This window comes from Acetobacter senegalensis, from assembly GCF_001580995.1.
GTDB classification, from domain to species: Bacteria; Pseudomonadota; Alphaproteobacteria; order Acetobacterales; family Acetobacteraceae; genus Acetobacter; species Acetobacter senegalensis.
Genome location: NZ_LHZU01000123.1, coordinates 1 through 17,820, shown reverse-complemented (window position 1 = coordinate 17,820; position 17,820 = coordinate 1). Strand labels below are relative to the sequence as shown.

Sequence of the window (17,820 nt, the reverse complement as noted above, 5' to 3'; positions counted from 1 at the left end):
TCGCTGACGCACTGGCTCAGGTGCGCTGTCGGGGATTTCTGGAGCTGAAATGTCACGAACACGAAACCTCATGCTGATCGGCGCAGGCGTCGTCGGTCTTGGCGCCGCCGCCTGGTTCGCAGACCACCTCATTCTCGGTAATGGCGTCCATGTCGAAACCAATGATGCTTATGTCACGGCTTATTCCACGCTGGTTGCCCCAAAAGTCTCGGGCCGTATCGATCATGTGCAGGCGCAGGATAATGAACGGGTCCATACCGGTGAAGAACTCGCCCATATCGAGGACGATGATTATCGCGCCGCGTTGAAAGTAGCACAGGGAAACGTCGCGGTCGCGCGGGCGGACATCGCCAATCTGCAGGCTGAACTGGACAGGCAGAACGCAGTCATCGCGGCGGCCGCCGCAACAGTACAGGCCGACGAGGCAGCCCTCGAATTCGCCCGTCAGGATGAAGCGCGTTATCGAAACCTGTCCGCGGGAGGTGCTGGCACGGTCGAGCAGCGCCAGCGAACGGCATCCGGGACGCGCCAGACTGTCGCGACGTTGATCAGGGATCAGGCTGGAGTTCAGGCCGCAAAAGACCAGGTGACAGTTCTGACCGCACAACTTGACCGGGCAAAAGGAAGCCTCGTCCGGGCAGAGGGAGAACTGCGTCAGGCGGAACTGGATCTGTCCTACTGCACGATCCCTGCGCCCATCAATGGTGTCGTGGGTGTGCGAGGCGTACGCGTCGGCAATTACGTTCATGCCGGGACCGCGCTCATGGCCGTGGTGCCCGTGCAGGATGCCTTTGTCGTGGCGCATTTCCAGGAGACGCAGCTCACTCGTGTATTGCCGGGGCAGAAAGCCACGGTTTGGGTGGATACGTTCCCCGGACATCTGCTCCGCGCCCATGTGGACAGCATACCGCCTGCAACCGGTGTCGCGTTCGCTCCCATCCAGCCAGACAATGCTACCGGGAACTTTACCAAGGTCGTCCAGCGCCTGCCGGTCCGTGTAACCTTTGATCCCGGTCAGCCACTGGCGGCCCGTGTGCGGGTGGGCATGTCCGTTGAGGTCCGGATCGACACGTCCTCAACGCCGGAAGGCAGCAAGGCCAGGGATGAGCGCTATGTCTGGCAATAAAGCGATGATCGCCGCCGCGCGTTCAATGCGCTCTCGCCTCGCCGCGTGGCTGGCTCTCGGTCTGCCCATGGCAGGATGTACGGTCGGACCTGATTACCATAGATCCCCACCGGCCTCACCAGCATCCTGGCACCAGAGTGTCGCGCCCGCTGAAAGTCATCCGGTGCAGGCACAGCTCGACCCGGAATGGTGGACCATCTACAATGATCCCGTCCTGACCGCGCTTGAACATCAGGTGGCCGAGGCCAACCTAGACCTGCGGGCGGCTGCCTATCGCTTCGCCCAGAGCATGGCGGAGCGCAGGATTGCGAGCGCCGCCCAGTTCCCGCACGCCGAAGCCAATGCCTCCTATGCGCGGGAACGGGCCAGTCCCAACGGTGTCCTGGGTCTGCTCGGCACCATGGAAGAACAGGGGGCAGGGTCAATCGCGAGTGGAACGCAGGGGTTTGGTCCCACACGCCTTCCGGGATCTGCAGGCGCTTCATCCTTCAACCTGCCACAATACGGTATGAACGCCTCGTGGGAGGTGGATTTCTGGGGACACGTCCGCCGGCAGGTCGAGGCTGCGACGGCCGCAATGCGTGCAACCGAAGATATGCGACGCGATGTACTGGTGTCGCTCATGGCAGAAACCGCGCAGGACTACCTCGAACTGCGCGGGGTGCAGGCCCAGATCGGAATTGTCGAAAACAATATCGGGATCGCGCGCCATAGCGTGCAACTGACAACGTTGCGTTTCACCCAAGGAGCTGCCACCCGCCTGGACGTTGCGGATTCTACCGGACAGCTGCACAGTTTTGAATCGCGTCTTCCCGCTCTGAAAAGCCAGGAAGTGCATCTGATCAACGCGCTGAGTTTTCTGGTGGCGCGTGAACCCGGTGCCCTCACGGCGCAGCTCGGCAAACCCGCACCGGTTCCTCCCGTGCCAGTGTCGGTGCCGGTGGGTCTCCCGTCCGAGCTGGCCGAACGGCGGCCGGATATTCGTATGGCGGAAGAGCGTCTGCACGCTGCGACAGCCAATATCGGTGTGGCCATTGCCGATTTCTTCCCGCGCGTCACGCTATCGGGAAGTCTGGATGTGCAGGCGCTCCAGTTCAGCGGGCTGGGATCTTGGGCGTCGCGACAGTATGGGTTCGGACCGACAGCGACACTACCGATTTTTGAAGGCGGACGCCTGACAGGTCAGCTACGCCTGCGCAAAGCGCAGCAAAGGGAAGCCGCTGTCATGCTCCAGCGCACGGTGCTGAAGGCCTGGCAGGAAATCGACGACGCCATGGCTGATCTCTCGGCGGCGCAGAACCAGAGGGATCGTCTCGCGGAAGCCGTGAAGGAAAACGAGATCGCCGTGCAAACCGCTCAGGCCCAGTATGTGCAGGGATCATCTGACTTCCTGAATGTCCTGACCTTGCAGAACGCACTTCTGGCGACCCAGAACCAGCTCGTGCAGGCCACAACCAGCGTCTCCACTTCGGTCGCTCGTCTCTACCGTGCGCTCGGTGGCGGATGGGAACGGCAGTTCCCGGTTCAGGCGCGACGTTATGCTGCAGGCTCGACATCAGCACCAAAGGGAAAATCATGATCACCCTTCGCCCCGCCCGGGATCTCGGGACGGTGACGCAGCCTGGCGTGACCATTCGCTGTCATTTCTCTTTCGCGGAATACCGTGACCTTGCTCACGTTCATTGGGGACAGATACGTGCGATCAATACCGCCGTTTTCGAGCCTTTTGCCGAGTTCCGGCTGGGAGAAGAGGATGCCCGGGATATTGTCACAATTGTTCTCAAGGGCACTTTTTTTGCCGAAGTTGACGGTCAGGCACCGCATCAGCTTCAAGAGGGCGATATCCATCTGCTCAGTGCAGGGCAGGGAATTCAGGACGCGACGTGGTGGGCCGCCAGTCCGGACTCTTCATTCATTCAGGTATGGCTGCTGCCGGACGAGGAGGGCGGGGTGCCGGAGAGTGTGGTTCATCACCGTCCGGTCCGGCATGGTCAGAATGCGCTCGCCATTCTGGCGAGCGGCTTTGCCGCAGATTCACCCGAGGATACCGATAGCGGGGAAGCAGACGAACCACTCCCGCTTCGTGCTTCTACGCGGGTCATGGGGATGGCGCTGCAGTCGGGAGTTATGACGTATTACACCACAGGAGCGGGACGGCGGCTTTACCTCGTTGCGCTTTCGGGCATGGTAAGGGTCAATGACCAGTCTGTCAGTAGCGGATCGGGAGCGGAAATTTATAACGAAACAGAGGTGAGGCTCCTGGGAGCGACCGATACCATCGTCCTACTGATTGATACCGACTGAAAGCAGGGTTACTTTTGGGGTTCCGTATAGCTGTCAACTGACAGCGCCAGTGATTTTTGTGATAACGATAGCTTCGAGTTTACCATCGGAACGAAACGGCGGTTTTGAACATCCGCCGGTTTCCGTAGAAACATCCTCCCGCCGAAAAGCATGATGACACATATTTCCGGTCGAAAAGGTTGGTGCCATTGAACATCAGGGACCATCCATGAAGGCTGGGTGACAGGCGGGAGAGATCGTAGCGCAATGTTGTGTCAAACAGTACTACGCCGGGAACCGTAAAGCTGTTGGTCTCATCGCCTGCGCTTGAACCAACATATCGGACGCCCCCGCTGACGTTGATGCCCTGCAGATGTCCCCAGGTGACGGCATAATTCGCCCAAAGCGAAGCCATATGTCTGGGCACGGCATAGAGGCGTTTTCCGATCAGACTGGCATCCGGATCATGTGTAACAGTCGGATCCGTATAGCTGTAGGACGCAATCAATCCCAGATTATCTGTGAGTGCTGCATGGGCTTCGAACTCGACGCCCCAGGAACGTACGCCACCGCGCTGGACGGAGTAGTAGGGATGAGCCGGATCTGTAGTACTGACGTGCCGTTCATTGATGTCGTAGGCAGCGACTGTCAGGAAGCTGTTATAACCGACAGGCTGGTATTTGATGCCACCTTCAACCTGACTGGCCCGGGTCGGCTGGAAAGCTTTCTCCTCATAATCGACGCCCGCAACTGGCTGGAAGGATGTCGAATAACTCACGTATGGCGATAATCCGTTTTCAAAAAGATAGACAAGCCCGGCACGTCCGGTAAATGCTGAATTATTTTGGGTGCTTGTCGTATCGGAAAGCCGATCTCGCGTCCTTATGGTAAGCCAGTCATGGCGGCCGCCCAAAAGCAGGGACCAGTGACCGAACCTGATCTGGTCCTGTATGTAACCCCCGATACGTTGAGAGTCCTGCCTTGTGCTCTGGGCCAGCGCAGGAGGCACAATGGTGGCATCATAGACGGGCGCGCTATAATCAAGTGCCGAGACCAGCCCGTAAGCCGACTGACGCATTGACGATTCCGACCGGTCATAGGTTACGCCGGCAAGAATGCGGTGCTGGAGTGGTCCTGATGTCACATGCCCTTCCACACGTGTGTCAGTCACCACACCGTTGAGATCAGCACGTGACCAGGATGAGTAACGATTGAGATTTCCATCAGTGTCGTAGGGATTGGAAAAATTGACTGCAAGTCCCTTGAAGCTCGTATTCAGATATTCGTAGCGAGCGGTTTGCTGTAGGGTCCATCCTCGAAGAAAGTGATATTTTACCCGGTATTCCGGCATGATCTGTGTTCGGTTGTAGCCATCGTAGTTTGACTGGCTCGGATTGAATTTCGTGGAAATGCGCCCGTGCGGGCCAGGCAGAACACTCCCCTGTGCGGGGATCCAGCCTGCAAAGTTATTATCCGGATCACGTTGGACATTGAGTGCAAAATCAACGCTTACTCGTGGCGTAGCTTTCCAGGTCAGTGTGGGCGTAAGAGCCAGTCGTTGCTCTTTTGCGTCCCGCATCTGGCTATCGACCCGACGCCCCAGGCCGCTGACCCGATAAAGGAGCGTCTGATCGCTCGTCAGGGCACCGCCGACATCGAATGTGCCCTGTATCCTGTTGCGACTGCCGCTTTCGATCGCAACCTGCCGGGGGGCGGAAAGAGACGGAAGTTTGCTGTCGAGGTTGATGATGCCACCAGGACTGGCATCTCCATAGAGCACGGAAGCTGGGCCGCGTAGCACGTCCACCCGGTCAAGGGTGGAAGGATCTACCGTTGGAATGGCCCATCCTTGTCCCTGTTGTAACTGTATGCCGTCCAGGAAGCCCACGTAATTGGCGGATGTCGCGAAGCCACCGAACCCACGCATGAATGTTGTATCGAATATCGTGTCGCTGCGTGGTTCGGAATAGACGCCTGCCGTGTATCGTAACGCCTGTGCGACGTTCTGAGTGACCTGATCATCCATTTGTTGTCGCGTGATGACGGAAATGGACTGTGGAATTTCACGGAGTGGAGTATCCGTCTTGGTGGCAGTACTGCTGTCGAATGCAACGTATCCTTTCGCTTTGTGCTGATACTGCGCGCGTACCACGATCGTTTCTGTTTTCAGTTTTCTGTCGTGAGTCTTGTCTTCAGCAGCCTGCCCAATGCAGGGCAGAGCCACACCACATCCCAGCAGAATGCAGAAAAATGGATTGCGTCCGTCATGAAAAGCGTTGCCCCCGCGGCGCTTACGGGTCGTGTGATCACATCCGCATATCAATTGGGTCATTGAGGGTCTGTCCAACGAATTAGGTTCTCCAAAACGTAAGTGCGAAGCGTTCGCAGAGTCAATACATAGGATGTTCCCATGTTTCGTGCTCGGATTTCTGTTTCAGACCGTTGTCAGTCGGAGCGTTCCCCGAGATGAAATGAATCATTCCATTCCACGGCATTTCTGATCAGTATGGACCTTGGTAGGCAATGGTTCCTGAAATCACAGGAACTACGGTGCGATGTACACTACAAATCGAGTACAGACGCGAGCGTGGCTGCTGTTCTGTTCCACTCTTCTGGCCCTTTCAGGATGTGCTCCCGGCAGGGATGAGCGTCCTGAAGGTAAAATCACGGATGTCAGCATCCTGAAAAGCGGTCATGATATTGAACAGGCGCAACAGCAGTCTGCTCACACATCTCCCGCCAAGGCATGGTGGCTGGTCTATCATGATCCTCAGCTTGAGCGGCTCGTAGGAGACGCGCAGGAAAGTGCTCCCTCGATCCAGATTGCACAGGCACGGTTGCGTGAGGCTGCTGCCGTAGAAGGCGCAGCGCGAGCCAACCAGTTGCCCCATGTCGATGGGTTCGGCTGGATAGCGGGGGAGCAATTCCCTGATCACTCTTATTATCCCGCGCCATACAAAGGAAATTTCGGGAGTGAGGGCAAGCTCCAGCTTGATGTTCAGTATCATGTCGATTTCTGGGGACGTTGGCGAAAACTGACACGTTCGGCACGCTACTGGCAGAATGTTTCATCTCTTGAGGTCGCTGATGCGCGCCTTCTGATTCAGACGGCAATGGTCAGTGCTTATGTAAGACTGGATGCAGCGTATCGGATGCGCGATGTGGCTCAGCAAGGGCTTTCACGGCGTGAAGGCATCGTGGAAATGCTGGCGTTACGGGAAAAGGCCGGGCTTTCGACCGACATCAATGCTGTGGCGGCCCGGGAGGCCCTGACCGACACCCGCAGCCAGATTGATCTGCTGGACGGAGAGATCAGTGCCCGCAGACATGAAATCGCGGCCCTTCTCGGTAAATCGCCTGACTTCGGAGACGCGATCGCACGGCCGCATCTGCCAGTTATTGCTGATCCGGCGCCGTTGTCGAATGTTCCGGCTGTTCTTCTGGGCTATCGACCTGATGTAGAGGCCAAACGTGCGGCAGTGGAAGCCACATCCAACGCCGTTGGTGCGGCCCGCGCGGCATTCTATCCCGATGTCGATCTTGTTGCCTTTGCCGGTTTCCGGTCTCTCGATATCGGTCACATGATGCGACCGGGCAGTGTCGCAACACAGTTTGGGCCAGCCGTCACCCTTCCTATTTTCGAAGGAGGTCAGCTCCGTGCCGCCCTGAAAAACCGGCTCGGTGAGTACGATGCTGCTGTCAATGACTACAACGCGACAGTGTCAAAGGCGCTGCAGCAGGCCGCTGACGGAATCTCCGACCTGAAGGCAAGGCAGGCCGCCAGGCAGGAAGCCGAGGCCGCTGTCAGGCACTGGCAGCATGTCGTCGATCTTGAACGCATCCGTCAGAAAAATGGTCTTTCGGACACCAATGATCGTCTGGCGGCCGAAACGGCATTGCTGCGCTCTGAGCGCCGTTCAGTCGAGGCGGCCGCACGCGTCGCTGAAGCCCAGATCACCCTCATTCGCGCACTCGGTGGCGCCTGGTCGCCTTCTTTCACTTTCTCTGCAGGGCAGAAATACCATGGCTGATACTCCTGTTCCGGCGGCTGCGGATCCTGCCGCTATCCGTCGCAAGCGTCTGCTCTGGCTCGGTGGTGGTCTCGCAATCATCGCGGTTGGCTGGGGCGCCTATACTTTTCTCTCCAATGGTGCACTCGTTTCTACAGACGACGCATACGTCAATGGGCATGTCGTGGCGATTACACCACAGGTCGCGGGTACTGTCCGGGCCATCGGGGCGGACGACACTGATCGTGTGTTGACAGGTGCGTCTCTCGTGGAACTGGACACGAGTGACATGCGTATCAGGCTGGAGGCTGCTGAAGCCGGCCTGGGTCAGGCTATCCGTCATGTCCGGAGACTTTTCGCGGCTTTGGACGAAGCCCGTGCGCTCGTTGCTGTCCGTCAGACAGAACTGGATCGGGCATCGGCCGATCTCCGGGCACGCCGTATGGTGGTTGGCCAGGGGGCTGTGACGGCGGAAGAGGCCCGCCATGCCTCGGATGCCACCAATACGGCGAAGGCCGCCCTTCAGGTTGCGCAGGCGGCGTATACCGTTGCGCTGTCCCAGACACAGGGCACGACGCTTCCTACCCATCCAGATGTTATTGCGGCAAAGGCCAGGCTCCGGGCGGCAACGCTGGACATGGAGCGTGCCACGGTGCGGACGCCGGTCGGAGGCATGGTCGCAAAACGTGATGTCCAGCTTGGACGCCGCGTCGCTGTTGGTGATCGTATGATGGCCGTCGTGCCTTTCGACCAGTTCTGGATCGACGCCAATTTCAAGGAAAGGCAACTTCGGCACGTCTGCGCCGGTCAACCCGCCACCATGACTGCGGATGTTTATGGCAGCAGCGTGATCTATCACGGCCATGTCATGGATGTGAACGCTGGCAGTGGCGCGGCTTTCGCTTTACTGCCGGCCCAGAATGCAACAGGGAACTGGATCAAGGTTGTGCAGCGTGTGCCTGTACGTATCGCATTCGATCCAGTGGAACTGGCCCGTAAGCCTCTCCGGATCGGAATGTCGACCGAGGTGGAGATTGATACCGGACGGTGCGATCCACAGGCGGCCAGTCGTCCAGCAGTCGCTGTTGGTACAGACCTCTATACAGAGCAGCAGCAGGCTGCGGACCGTCATGTTGCGGAGATCATGAAGAAAACCATGGGAGAGGCGGAATGAGCAGGCCGGCTCCCCAGCCAATCCAGCCGCTGTCCGGGCCGCTCCTGGCGTTCGCGGCGATGACAATCGGTCTTGCCTCCTTCATGGCCGTGACGGATATCACGATCGCGAACGTCTCGGTCCCGACCATTTCCGGCAACCTTGGTGTCAGCACCGAAATCGGCGAATGGACCATTACCTCTTTCGGAATTGCGAACGCCATTTTCATACCCCTGACGGGTTGGCTGTCGCGTCGGTTCGGGCAGGTCAGGCTGTTTGTCTGCGCGGTGGCAGCCTTCACGGTTGCCTCGGTGCTTTGTGGCATGGCGCGCTCCTTTCCGCTGTTACTTGGTTTTCGTGTCCTTCAGGGCATGGTGTCAGGTCCGATCGTGCCACTGAGCCAGGCATTGCTCGTTGCCATATTTCCGCCGGAAAAACGGACACTGGCGGTTGCCATGTGGGCCATGACGAACATGGCGGGGCCGGTGGCAGGGCCTGTGCTCGGCGGTTGGATTACGGACGAATACACCTGGCCATGGATCTTTCTTGTCAACGCACCGGTTGGCATTTTCGTGGTGGTTTCCACATCGGCGCTGCTGCGGGGACGCGATACACCGACTGTCAGACTTCCGGTTGACGTAATCGGCCTGATCCTGCTTGCCATTGCCATGGGGTGTCTGCAGGTGGCGCTTGACCGTGGACGGATACTCGACTGGTTTGCTTCGCCTTTCATCTGCACAACAGCGATCCTGTCTGTGCTGGGACTTGTATTCCTCGTTGTATGGGAATTGGGCACCAAATATCCCATCGTTGATCTGCATTTCTTCGCATACAGGAATTTTGCAGTTGGAACGGTCGCGGTGGCCATCGGGTTCGGGTTGTATTTCGCAGCCCTTGTGCTGGTGCCACTCTGGCTACAGACCGATATGGAATACAATGCGACATGGGCAGGGCTCGTGACTGCCCCCATGGGTGTATTTGGTATCCTGCTTGCGCCCTTTCTTGGGGCATGGGTCAGAAAGGGGGATGCGCGCCTCTTCGCGTCACTGGCCTTCTTCTGCTGGGCCGCTGTGGCGTTCTGGCGGGCAAATTTCACGACGGATATCGATGCCGGTACGATTGCTCTCACCTGTCTGGCCCAGGGGATAGGGATCGGCTTTTTCCTGACACCTCTGACGGCTCTTTCCCTGTTTGGTATTCCGCCGGAACGCCTCGCGGCCGCGTCCGGGCTCCAGACAGCCATTCGCATGATGTCTGGAAATCTTATCGCCTCTCTCGCCCAGACGTTCTGGGATCGGCGCTCCCGTTATCATCAGGCGCATCTGGTTGAGACACTTACGCCCTATCACGATCGTGCGGCGGATGCGGTGACGACCCTGAAAGGTGCGGGGCTGACGGAGGATCAGGCCTGGGGCTCCATCTACCATCAGGTGCTGGTTCAGGCAGACATGGTTTCCATGAATGAATTCTACATGATCTCCACATTTGCCTTTACGGCATCCGTGGGAATCATCTGGATTGCCCGACTGCCTCGAAAGAAAAGCTGAGTCCGATCAGGACGTCTTATCGTCCTGACGCCTCACCGGTGTACAGACTTCACGCACGCATTGTCTGAGAAAGCGGTGCGCTGCATCGCGATCAAAACGGGGATGCCATGCCTGGGCAATGACAAGTGTATCGAGAGGTACAGGAATATCGAACGTTCTCAATTGTATCCCCAAAGCTTCGACAGCACGCAGGACAAAGCGCGGTACGAGGGCGATCAGTTCCGTACCGGGAAGAGCAGCGATCGCCAGCATGAAGGAAGGAACGATGAGAGAAACCTGTCGCTGAAGCCCGTAATGCGCCATCAGTGCCTGATCAACAGGCCCTTCCGCGCGTCCCCGGCGTGAGACACTGATTTGCGGAAACGATACAAAGCGTTCCGGAGAAATTTCAGTTTTGAAGATGGGGTGGTCCGGGAGTGCCAGTCCGATATGATGATCGCGAAAAATGGTCTGGACCCGTACTTCCGGCCCCATGGCCCGGAGTGCCCCGATATCGAGATCAATGCGTCCTTCGCGCAGCGCATCGTCGTCGGACTCATGTTCCTGTGCAAACCGGAGTTCCGCTTTCGGAGCATCATGAGCGATCCGGGCTGCGAGGCTCGAGGCGAACGCCGCTGTAAATCCTTCATTTGCCCGGATTGTAAACCGTCTTTCCAGTCGGTCGAGATGCAGTTCCGTGTTCGGCAGGAGAACGTCCTGAGCTTCGGCAATGATGTTGCGGATCCGGGCGTGCTGGGTGCGGGCATACTCCGTGGCGACAAGTTCCCGTCCTGCCCGTACCAGAATAGGATCGCCCATGATTTCACGGGCGCGGGCGAGCAGACGGCTCACGGAAGGTGGGCTTAGCCCAAGGCGTTCCGCTGTACGGCCCACGCTCTGTTCCTCAATAAGGATGTCCAGTGCATGGAGAAGATTGAGGTCCGTCGGTTTCACGTTTTCAAATCACTCCACGTCTTACGTCACGACCTTGTTCAGGATGCCAGTAATCTTCAGATGCGACCATTTCATATAATGGAATGATACTTTCCATTTCACGGTATTTTTTGAAGGTTGGATCAGCCCGTAAGGTGTTCTCAGACAAGAGGGCCAATTTTCCACGGCTCTGCCTTCCCCAGAGGGCCAGAGCCTTTTCATTTGCGGTCCCCGGATTTCTGAAAGTCATCGTGATGAAAATGATGTCACAAAACAGGACGTTACGTCCGGCAGTCGTCAAGGCGGTGCATAATGTGACGCCGCACATGCGGCGCGTCACGCTCGTCGGAGACGATATCAAGAGACTACCGGTCGAGCATCCCGCGCAATGGATGAAGGTGTTCCTTCCTGCACCGCCCGGCCGCAAGCCGGAAGGACGTGCCTATACGATCCGCCGCTATGAGGCGACTGCCGGGTTGATGGAAATGGATTTTGTCCTGCATGGCGATAACGGTCCGGCGTCTGCCTGGGCCGAAAAGGCAAAAGTTGGGGATGTGCTTCAACTGGCAGGGCCGCGCGCAGGATACCGCGTTGATCCCGCTGCAAGTCGCCATCTTATGGTGGGGGATGCGACGTCGCTTCCAGCGATAGCGGCTATTCTTGAGGCGTTACCATCTGGCGTTACTGCCGATGCCTTTATTGAAGTGAATGGCACAGATGAAGAACAGAAACTGGAAACTGCTGCATCCTTGAATGTTACCTGGCTGCATTCGGGTAGCGAGCCTCCCGGCACGACGGGGCAGCTCGAACTCGCCGTACAGGGGGCAGTTCTTGACCTGTCCGATTGTCAGGCGTGGGTCGCGGGTGAGTCTTTCATGGTCAGAGCCGTGCGGACTTATCTGACCGTCGATCGTCTGCTTCCTTCCGGTCGCCTGCATGCGGCCGGTTACTGGAAAATGGGCGATGCGGACCATCGCGACCGTGACTGACTGATCCCGCTTCACGACAATCATGCAGAACAGGAAAGGCTTACGCCCTATGAACGTCGTACACGGTCACTCTATCCGCTCCATAATTCCCACTGTTGCCCGTGCGATCGAGGCTATGCGTGCAGGGCGAATGGTTATCATGGTAGACGATGACAACAGGGAGAACGAAGGCGACCTGGTCATGGCGGCTGAATTCGTGACTCCTGACGCAATCAATTTCATGATTACCCATGGACGAGGGCTGGTATGCCTGCCGCTTACCGAACGAAAAAACTAAACGTTCTATCCGAACACCCCTTTGGCCTCCTTGAGGCGGATCTCACACTAATACAAGCAGTTCTCAATACTCTTCCTTAAGGAACTGAATGCAGGCTAAAAATATGGGAAAAGATTACACCAATGAAAACTTTCCAGTTGCATCACTTCTTTTTAACAAAAAAAATCGAGACGTAGTAGTCTCGTACTACAAAGTGGCTAGATTTTCTGACGACATCGCTGATTGCAGTAAACTAAATACCAAAGAGAAAATTAACAAATTATACGAAATTAAACAGCGAATTATGTCAGATAGACAAGGTGAGAGCATATATGGGGATGCTCGAAGTCGACTGACAGAAAGAGGCGTATCTATCGACAGATTAACAGATTTAATTTCGGCATTTCATATGGATGTTGTAGGAAGAGATTATGATTGTTGGGATGATCTTGTAGAATACTGTAAATATTCCGCTAATCCTGTCGGACGCTTTATATTGGATCTTCACGGGGAATCTGACTCTCTGTATTGCCAGTCAGATGCATTATGTTCCGCTTTGCAGATCATTAACCACATTCAGGATTGTCGCCAGGATTTCCACCAGCTCAGAAGAATATATATTCCGGGAGAGTTCTTTTATGGAGATTCAGAAAAAAAAGGCGATATGTTCTTAATTGGTAATGCCAATTACCTTGATATGTCTGTTAAAAAACTTGCTGATAAGAACAGATCCCTTTTAGCTGCTTCTAGTCGCCTTCCTCTGTTGGTGAAAGATATTAGACTATCTATGTGGATAAATTCTGTTCACACTATCGCTACAGAGTTAAATAGCAGAATATCGCGTTTAGGTATTTGCGAGAGGAGGCATAAGTTAAGTGGGTCTGGTTTTGTGGTTCTTGGTTTGCGAGGCGCAATGAGCGCAGCCCTTTCTTCCGGCCGAAGATACCGTGGTTAGAAGGTGTTATGCACTTTGCATGAGCTGGTTGACTACATTTTTCAGCATAAGCCGTGCAAAGGCGATGATGTGCACAGTTTAGAGCGTTGAAGCGTAACGCTCGTAATCCTTTACAAACCTTCTGAACCGTGTTGCCCATGCGAAGAATTTCTCTACTATCAAAAGACGGGGTAGAAGCACAAAACCTTGTTTAGTATGAGGCAGTTTGATGATTTTGAGAGTGATATCGCGCTCTTCAGCGGCATACGTCGCTTTTGGCATGGTGTAGCCCTGATCAGCGCATTCCATCTCAATGCGTCCTTTCGTTGCCTGCTGAAGCTTCAGCCAGCAGGTCAACTTTGCGCTGCCGTAACTGGCCTGCGAGCCACTCTCACGGCGCGGTCATACGGAGGGATCGGTGGATTTGCTTCAGCTTTCTGCCTCAAACCTGCTGAAGTGCTCTGTGAAATCCTGAACGAGGACGGCACCATGGCCCGTCGGACGCAACTGGATGTGTTTTCTCAACGGTTTGATCTGCCAATAATCAGCATTGCAGACATTCTGCGGGAGGTTGTGGGGTCACAATCTAATGCAGGAAATTAAAGTAATAAAAATATAACACATAATTTTTATGAATAATGTAATCGTGATGACCGAAGTAATATTCTCTTAGTAGAAAGAAATAGTTGATTGGCTACGCGCGAACAGCAACATCATGAGCAAAACGTTGACCAAGAGCCTCGGTCGTGATCGCCGCCATACGATATCCGTTTGCTGGATTGCTCAGATAGTCGAGGTAGGCACTTGCACGACCGCCATCGCCCCCGTCAAGGTCAGCGCGGTCGCTCACGACGAGGCCACCTTGTCTCAGAGCCGGTTCGAGCAGGCGCAGGATATCTAGATAGAGCCCTTTCGAGGCATCAAGTAGGATCAGGTCGATTGGGTGTGGCACATCGCGGACAAGCGTAGCCATGGCATCTCCGATGCGGATGTCGACCAGATCAGCCAGCCCAGCTTCGTGCAGATTGGCTGCTGCGCTTGCCGCTTTCTGTGCGACAAACTCTGTTGTCACTAGCCGCCCGCCGCCGTTATCCCTTAGAGCCCGTCCCGAAAGGGTTGAGTGGCTGGAGCATGCATGATTCCAAGGGGTTGTTCAGGCCAACCTGGAAGTATGCGATGTGGACCCCAGCCACCCGTCGGCAGCATAACCGCACGGGGCTTCGATATGAAACTGACCTTACCGATGCCGAGTGGCGGCTGGTTGAACCGCTGCTGCCAGAGCCGCCCGGAAGCGGACGCCCATTGTCATGGTCGTTGCGCGAGATCCTGAATGCGATCTTCTACGTTCTGCGCGGCGGCATCCCATGGCGCCTGCTGCCAAGCGATCTGCCGCCGAAAAGCACGGCGTTCCGTTGGTTCGCGGCATGGCGCGACCAGGGTGTGTTCGAGGCGATGAACCACACATTGCTGATGATAGACCGCGAGCGTGTCGGTCGTGCTGCATCTCCCAGTGCCGCCGTCATCGACACTCAGTCAGTGAAAACTAACGAAAGTGGCGGCCCGCGCGGCTATGACGCCGGCAAGAAGATCATGGGCCGCAAGCGTCATGCTCTGGTCGATACCGACGGTCGCGCGCTGGAGTTGTTTCCGCATCCCGCCAGTGTCCAGGACCGGGACGGTGGGCCGCCGGTGATCAACGCATCACGCGGCTCGTTTCCCTTTATCGAGAAGGTCTTTGCCGACGCTGGATATCAGGGGCCGCGCATGGCCAGCGCAACCCGGATCGCCGTAGAGATCGTCCGACGCAAGCCCGACCAGGTCGGTTTCGTCGTCCAGCCCAAACGCTGGGTGGTCGAGCGCTTCTTCGCCTGGATCAACCGTAACCGCCGCCTCTGGAAAGACACCGAGGCCACCATCGCCTCCGCAACAGCCTTCCTTTACGCTGCCGCCTCCCTCATCCTGATCAGACGCATCGCTCGTTTCGAATGAGTTCCGGGACGGACTCTTAGTGCGGCCGCCAGAAAGAGCGTTGAAACCCCGAATGACGTGCCAAACTCAACAATATGTCGGGCACCGCTGCTGCGTGCCAGCACATAAAGCAGGGTGCCAAACTCAGGTGTGACTGGCATTCTGGCCCCAGCCATGGCCTGATAAAATCCGTGTTCTCCATCATGGTTCAGTCCTGCGGACTGCGCTTCCGCCCGTCGAACGGGATCCTGTTCAATGGTCTCGGAATAGAGACGTTCAAGAACCCGCTGGATAGCTGCTGTGAATTGTGGACGAAAGAGGTGATTGGTCATGATAACTCCGCAGACAAGACTGGATGCAGATAATAATCCCTCGCTCTATGCTGGCGTTACTCGCATTTTCACCGAGGATACCGACCTCACTCTGGCTCCACGGAAATGGCCGCGTCAGGCACGCTCGCGAGCGACTGTGAACGCCATTCTGGAAGCAACTGCTCTGCTTTTGGAAGAAGGAAAGTCCTGCAGCACTAACGCAATTGCGGAGCGTGCCGGCGTTGGAATCGCCACCCTTTACCAGTATTTCCAAGGCAGGAACGAGGTCATCGCGGCCCTGAGTCGTCAGGTGCGGGAAAGGCTGGTGCATACCGTGGCTTCGGCACTGGTGACTGCGTGCCGCCGGTCATTGCGTGACGGATTACGCTCTCTGATTCTCGCCGCAGTTCAGGCAGATCGGAAGCATCCGCTTTTCGCAGTGCGCCTGGATGAAATCGAGGCGAAGCTGCCTCTCGAGACAGACCATCATCGTATCATGACTGAACTTTGTGCAGTGGTAACAACGTTTCTTGAGCATCATAATGTTGCTCTTGGGAGGAAGGCGCAAGCTCTTGCCAATGATCTCTGCGTCATAGCAGGAGCGCTCATTGACGTGACACGGCAACGCACCACTGTGATAGAAGCAGACCAGCTTGATCGCATCATAGGTCAGTTGATGGCAGTTATTCAGGCCGAGAAGAAACTGATGAGAGAGTGATCTCTTTGATTGCTTTATAATGATGGATTTTGAAAAGCCGCCCCCTTTAAGGAACGGTAGGCTGACCATTTATGACCTGAAATCCCAACTCTTCATAGAAGATCGCGTTCTCTGGTTTCTAAGTGATAAGGGACGTGAGGAACGGAGCGTTATCGATGAAATGGGACAGTTCACCTCGCAGGATGCAGAAACCAGGTTCTTGCACCGGCCATTTGGTGATTTCGCTCGACAGTCAGTTTATCGCCATGATGCCGCGGTTCCCGGCAAGCGCTTCTCGTCGTCAATGACAGTCACGCAGGAGAGGGGATTATCTGACCAACTCCAAAAGACAAGGTTTTTGTCATTTTCTGTCGCTCCGGGAGCAAAGCTCGGGACGATTATGCCGGCTGCGCCACTGGCCATGAGTGCTTTTGCCAGTTCCCATGAGGGTGGCGTCTTGCCTTGGTCAGCAAGATCTTCCCAAGGACAGGCCAAGGTGGCAGGGGAGAAGCCCAGATTGTTAAAACTAGATAGATCGGTCAGATCGAGGACTGGTTCGCTCTCGACGTCATAGGCACAGATGGTCAAAGGTTGCGGCTTGAATGGGAAACCCTGCTGGGCTTCGAGCCATGCAGTTTCCATCCGAAGTGATGTGTAAAGGGCAGGTATACCGGCCGGGTTGAAACGTCCTCCGTGGAGCGCCGCACCATCGCCCGATAATGGCGCGAAAGACCACCGGGGATTGTGAGCCCTGAATACCCGTCCGTTGAACCTCACGCGTAGCCGCCGGTAGCAATCCGATCCAGATAGCGTCGGACGGCATCGGCGCGTCCCTCCCGGACAAGCGCCTCGGCAGTCTGATCACCGAAGGAGGGCAAAGGTTGTGATCGGTACCATGCGAAAGCCTGTTGGGCCGAGCCAGCCCATGGCCGGACGCGATTGAGTATCTCGACCATGTCGCGCAGCCTGGCTTGAGTGGCAGGGCGGCCAAGGCGTGCGCTTTTGGAGACGGCGTCACGAGACAGGCCCAGAGTGGTGGCCAGTTCACCCCTTGTGATGTGCAGCATATTGCTCAGCCGTTCTGCAGCGATCAGCCCCGATGGATCAAAGGCGTCGATGAGGAATGTAGTCTCAGACATGATGGAATGCCTCATATATTGACCGTTATTTGGGATTATATATGAGGCAGATTGTCTGTTGCAAGGATTCCAGTTGGATATGTCCGTGCGCGCTGGCATTGTCATCCTGTTACGCGGCGCGACGGGGTACCTCGCGGTCCACCAATCGCAAGTATCGTTGGTTGCATTCCCCCGCAACCAATGATACCCTCAAAACCCCGCTAAGTCACTGACTTGGCGGGGTTTTTTGTTGCGCGTAACATCACACGCCTATCAAATTCCCCCTCATTTCAATGACTTGGCACCCGTAGGTTCAAATCGGGGTGCCTGATACCCGCAACCAACTGCTCCGTACGCAGGCGTAAATCGGCGTGCTCCGGCGTACCGGGGCGCAGGAGAAAGAGCGGGGAGGGGACACTGCCCTCAGGCATGCAGAAACTCCTGAGACAATGCTATGTCGGGATGACGGTAAGAAGGGGAGGAACGAACCCGCTACGCGGGATTGGTGCGGTGTGC

Annotated in this window: 18 protein-coding genes and 3 pseudogenes; 12 read left to right on the top strand and 9 right to left on the bottom strand. The window is 56.3% G+C overall.

Annotated elements, in window-relative coordinates:
• Nucleotides 1-49: 49 nt before the first annotated feature.
• Genes AD948_RS07175 through AD948_RS07165 form a run of 3 tightly spaced genes read left to right on the top strand, consistent with a single transcriptional unit; the run spans nucleotide 50 to nucleotide 3,430 of the window.
• Nucleotides 50-1,126, top strand: coding sequence for an HlyD family secretion protein (locus AD948_RS07175; protein WP_061471314.1), 1,077 nt, complete (start codon nucleotides 50-52; stop codon nucleotides 1,124-1,126).
• Nucleotides 1,113-2,705: an efflux transporter outer membrane subunit gene (locus AD948_RS07170; RefSeq protein ID WP_408736056.1), complete on the top strand. Its 1,593-nt coding sequence runs from the start codon at nucleotides 1,113-1,115 to the stop codon at nucleotides 2,703-2,705. The genes AD948_RS07175 and AD948_RS07170 overlap by 14 nt, the downstream gene beginning before the upstream one ends.
• Nucleotides 2,702-3,430: a pirin family protein gene (locus tag AD948_RS07165; RefSeq protein ID WP_061471313.1), complete on the top strand. Its 729-nt coding sequence runs from the start codon at nucleotides 2,702-2,704 to the stop codon at nucleotides 3,428-3,430. Before AD948_RS07170 ends, AD948_RS07165 begins: the two co-directional genes overlap by 4 nt.
• 79 nt (nucleotides 3,431-3,509) lie before the next feature.
• On the opposite strand, the gene AD948_RS07160 is transcribed toward AD948_RS07165, so the two are convergent.
• Nucleotides 3,510-5,741, bottom strand: coding sequence for a TonB-dependent siderophore receptor (locus tag AD948_RS07160; protein WP_061471312.1), 2,232 nt, complete (start codon nucleotides 5,739-5,741; stop codon nucleotides 3,510-3,512).
• A 223-nt stretch (nucleotides 5,742-5,964) separates the two neighbouring features.
• On the opposite strand from AD948_RS07160, the gene AD948_RS07155 reads away from it, so the two are divergent.
• Genes AD948_RS07155 through AD948_RS07145 form a run of 3 tightly spaced genes read left to right on the top strand, consistent with a single transcriptional unit; the run spans nucleotide 5,965 to nucleotide 10,119 of the window.
• On the top strand, nucleotides 5,965-7,440 hold the full coding sequence (locus tag AD948_RS07155) for an efflux transporter outer membrane subunit (protein WP_061471311.1): 1,476 nt from the start codon (nucleotides 5,965-5,967) through the stop codon (nucleotides 7,438-7,440).
• Nucleotides 7,433-8,593 carry an HlyD family secretion protein gene (locus tag AD948_RS07150; protein WP_061471310.1) on the top strand — a complete coding sequence of 387 codons (1,161 nt, stop codon included), beginning with the start codon at nucleotides 7,433-7,435 and terminating at the stop codon, nucleotides 8,591-8,593. The genes AD948_RS07155 and AD948_RS07150 overlap by 8 nt, the downstream gene beginning before the upstream one ends.
• Nucleotides 8,590-10,119 (top strand): DHA2 family efflux MFS transporter permease subunit, encoded by a 1,530-nt coding sequence (locus tag AD948_RS07145; RefSeq protein WP_061471309.1) that lies wholly within the window; start codon nucleotides 8,590-8,592, stop codon nucleotides 10,117-10,119. The genes AD948_RS07150 and AD948_RS07145 overlap by 4 nt, the downstream gene beginning before the upstream one ends.
• Nucleotides 10,120-10,125: 6 nt before the next feature.
• Here the strand turns inward: AD948_RS07145 and AD948_RS07140 are convergent, their stop codons facing one another.
• Entirely contained in the window at nucleotides 10,126-11,052 is a 927-nt protein-coding gene (locus AD948_RS07140) for a LysR family transcriptional regulator (protein ID WP_061471308.1), read from the bottom strand.
• Nucleotides 11,053-11,056: 4 nt separating this feature from the next.
• Nucleotides 11,057-11,359, bottom strand: a complete 303-nt coding sequence (locus AD948_RS18380) for a hypothetical protein (RefSeq protein ID WP_169797394.1) — start codon at nucleotides 11,357-11,359, stop codon at nucleotides 11,057-11,059.
• Between AD948_RS18380 and AD948_RS07130 the strand changes: the two genes are divergently transcribed.
• The 3 genes and pseudogenes from AD948_RS07130 (at nucleotide 11,346) to AD948_RS07120 (ending at nucleotide 13,231) form a co-directional block, all read left to right on the top strand.
• Nucleotides 11,346-12,020, top strand: coding sequence for a siderophore-interacting protein (locus AD948_RS07130; RefSeq protein WP_248845955.1), 675 nt, complete (start codon nucleotides 11,346-11,348; stop codon nucleotides 12,018-12,020). The genes AD948_RS18380 and AD948_RS07130 overlap by 14 nt on opposite strands.
• A 49-nt stretch (nucleotides 12,021-12,069) precedes the next feature.
• Nucleotides 12,070-12,291: pseudogene (locus AD948_RS07125) on the top strand (3,4-dihydroxy-2-butanone-4-phosphate synthase); the annotation flags it as partial.
• A gap of 94 nt (nucleotides 12,292-12,385) precedes the next feature.
• Nucleotides 12,386-13,231 (top strand): squalene/phytoene synthase family protein, encoded by an 846-nt coding sequence (locus AD948_RS07120; RefSeq protein ID WP_061471304.1) that lies wholly within the window; start codon nucleotides 12,386-12,388, stop codon nucleotides 13,229-13,231.
• A gap of 78 nt (nucleotides 13,232-13,309) precedes the next feature.
• Here AD948_RS07120 and AD948_RS18905 read toward each other — a convergent pair whose 3' ends face one another.
• Nucleotides 13,310-13,567 (bottom strand): hypothetical protein, encoded by a 258-nt coding sequence (locus tag AD948_RS18905; protein WP_338076678.1) that lies wholly within the window; start codon nucleotides 13,565-13,567, stop codon nucleotides 13,310-13,312.
• A gap of 31 nt (nucleotides 13,568-13,598) precedes the next feature.
• Here AD948_RS18905 and AD948_RS18900 point away from each other — a divergent pair.
• Nucleotides 13,599-13,774: pseudogene (locus tag AD948_RS18900) on the top strand (3,4-dihydroxy-2-butanone-4-phosphate synthase); the annotation flags it as partial.
• Between the two features lie 130 nt (nucleotides 13,775-13,904).
• On the opposite strand, the pseudogene AD948_RS07110 reads toward AD948_RS18900, so the two are convergent.
• Nucleotides 13,905-14,309: pseudogene (locus AD948_RS07110) on the bottom strand (O-methyltransferase); the annotation flags it as partial.
• A 77-nt stretch (nucleotides 14,310-14,386) separates the two neighbouring features.
• Between AD948_RS07110 and AD948_RS07105 the strand changes: the two are divergent.
• On the top strand, nucleotides 14,387-15,199 hold the full coding sequence (locus AD948_RS07105; protein ID WP_061471301.1) for an IS5 family transposase: 813 nt from the start codon (nucleotides 14,387-14,389) through the stop codon (nucleotides 15,197-15,199).
• Here the strand turns inward: AD948_RS07105 and AD948_RS18510 are convergent.
• Nucleotides 15,148-15,510, bottom strand: a complete 363-nt coding sequence (locus tag AD948_RS18510) for an O-methyltransferase (RefSeq protein WP_061471300.1) — start codon at nucleotides 15,508-15,510, stop codon at nucleotides 15,148-15,150. The genes AD948_RS07105 and AD948_RS18510 overlap by 52 nt on opposite strands.
• Between AD948_RS18510 and AD948_RS07095 the strand changes: the two genes are divergently transcribed.
• The gene (locus AD948_RS07095) at nucleotides 15,509-16,207 is read left to right on the top strand and encodes a TetR/AcrR family transcriptional regulator (protein ID WP_061471299.1); all 699 of its coding nucleotides are present in this window, start codon (nucleotides 15,509-15,511) and stop codon (nucleotides 16,205-16,207) included. The genes AD948_RS18510 and AD948_RS07095 overlap by 2 nt on opposite strands.
• A gap of 237 nt (nucleotides 16,208-16,444) precedes the next feature.
• Here the strand turns inward: AD948_RS07095 and AD948_RS17655 are convergent, their stop codons facing one another.
• The 3 genes from AD948_RS17655 to AD948_RS18140 all read right to left on the bottom strand — a co-directional run bounded on the left by AD948_RS17655 (nucleotide 16,445) and on the right by AD948_RS18140 (nucleotide 17,735).
• A complete protein-coding gene (locus AD948_RS17655; RefSeq protein WP_082782353.1) occupies nucleotides 16,445-16,963 on the bottom strand; it encodes an RES family NAD+ phosphorylase in 519 nt (172 codons plus the stop codon).
• Nucleotides 16,960-17,325: an antitoxin Xre/MbcA/ParS toxin-binding domain-containing protein gene (locus AD948_RS07085; RefSeq protein WP_061471297.1), complete on the bottom strand. Its 366-nt coding sequence runs from the start codon at nucleotides 17,323-17,325 to the stop codon at nucleotides 16,960-16,962. Before AD948_RS07085 ends, AD948_RS17655 begins: the two co-directional genes overlap by 4 nt.
• Nucleotides 17,326-17,594: 269 nt before the next feature.
• Entirely contained in the window at nucleotides 17,595-17,735 is a 141-nt protein-coding gene (locus AD948_RS18140; protein WP_156478977.1) for a hypothetical protein, read from the bottom strand.
• Nucleotides 17,736-17,820 lie beyond the last annotated feature (85 nt).

What these genes read in the sequence shown, in the direction of transcription:
- AD948_RS07175 (WP_061471314.1), top strand. Translation starts at nt 50, where the DNA reads ATGTCACGAACACGAAACCTCATGCTGATCGGCGCAGGCGTCGTCGGT.
- AD948_RS07170 (WP_408736056.1), top strand. Translation starts at nt 1,113, where the DNA reads ATGTCTGGCAATAAAGCGATGATCGCCGCCGCGCGTTCAATGCGCTCT.
- AD948_RS07165 (WP_061471313.1), top strand. Translation starts at nt 2,702, where the DNA reads ATGATCACCCTTCGCCCCGCCCGGGATCTCGGGACGGTGACGCAGCCT.
- AD948_RS07160 (WP_061471312.1), bottom strand. Translation starts at nt 5,741, where the DNA reads ATGACCCAATTGATATGCGGATGTGATCACACGACCCGTAAGCGCCGC.
- AD948_RS07155 (WP_061471311.1), top strand. Translation starts at nt 5,965, where the DNA reads ATGTACACTACAAATCGAGTACAGACGCGAGCGTGGCTGCTGTTCTGT.
- AD948_RS07150 (WP_061471310.1), top strand. Translation starts at nt 7,433, where the DNA reads ATGGCTGATACTCCTGTTCCGGCGGCTGCGGATCCTGCCGCTATCCGT.
- AD948_RS07145 (WP_061471309.1), top strand. Translation starts at nt 8,590, where the DNA reads ATGAGCAGGCCGGCTCCCCAGCCAATCCAGCCGCTGTCCGGGCCGCTC.
- AD948_RS18380 (WP_169797394.1), bottom strand. Translation starts at nt 11,359, where the DNA reads ATGTGCGGCGTCACATTATGCACCGCCTTGACGACTGCCGGACGTAAC.
- AD948_RS07120 (WP_061471304.1), top strand. Translation starts at nt 12,386, where the DNA reads ATGCAGGCTAAAAATATGGGAAAAGATTACACCAATGAAAACTTTCCA.
- AD948_RS07105 (WP_061471301.1), top strand. Translation starts at nt 14,387, where the DNA reads ATGTGGACCCCAGCCACCCGTCGGCAGCATAACCGCACGGGGCTTCGA.
- AD948_RS07095 (WP_061471299.1), top strand. Translation starts at nt 15,509, where the DNA reads ATGATAACTCCGCAGACAAGACTGGATGCAGATAATAATCCCTCGCTC.
- AD948_RS18510 (WP_061471300.1), bottom strand. Translation starts at nt 15,510, where the DNA reads ATGACCAATCACCTCTTTCGTCCACAATTCACAGCAGCTATCCAGCGG.
- AD948_RS07085 (WP_061471297.1), bottom strand. Translation starts at nt 17,325, where the DNA reads ATGTCTGAGACTACATTCCTCATCGACGCCTTTGATCCATCGGGGCTG.
- AD948_RS18140 (WP_156478977.1), bottom strand. Translation starts at nt 17,735, where the DNA reads ATGCCTGAGGGCAGTGTCCCCTCCCCGCTCTTTCTCCTGCGCCCCGGT.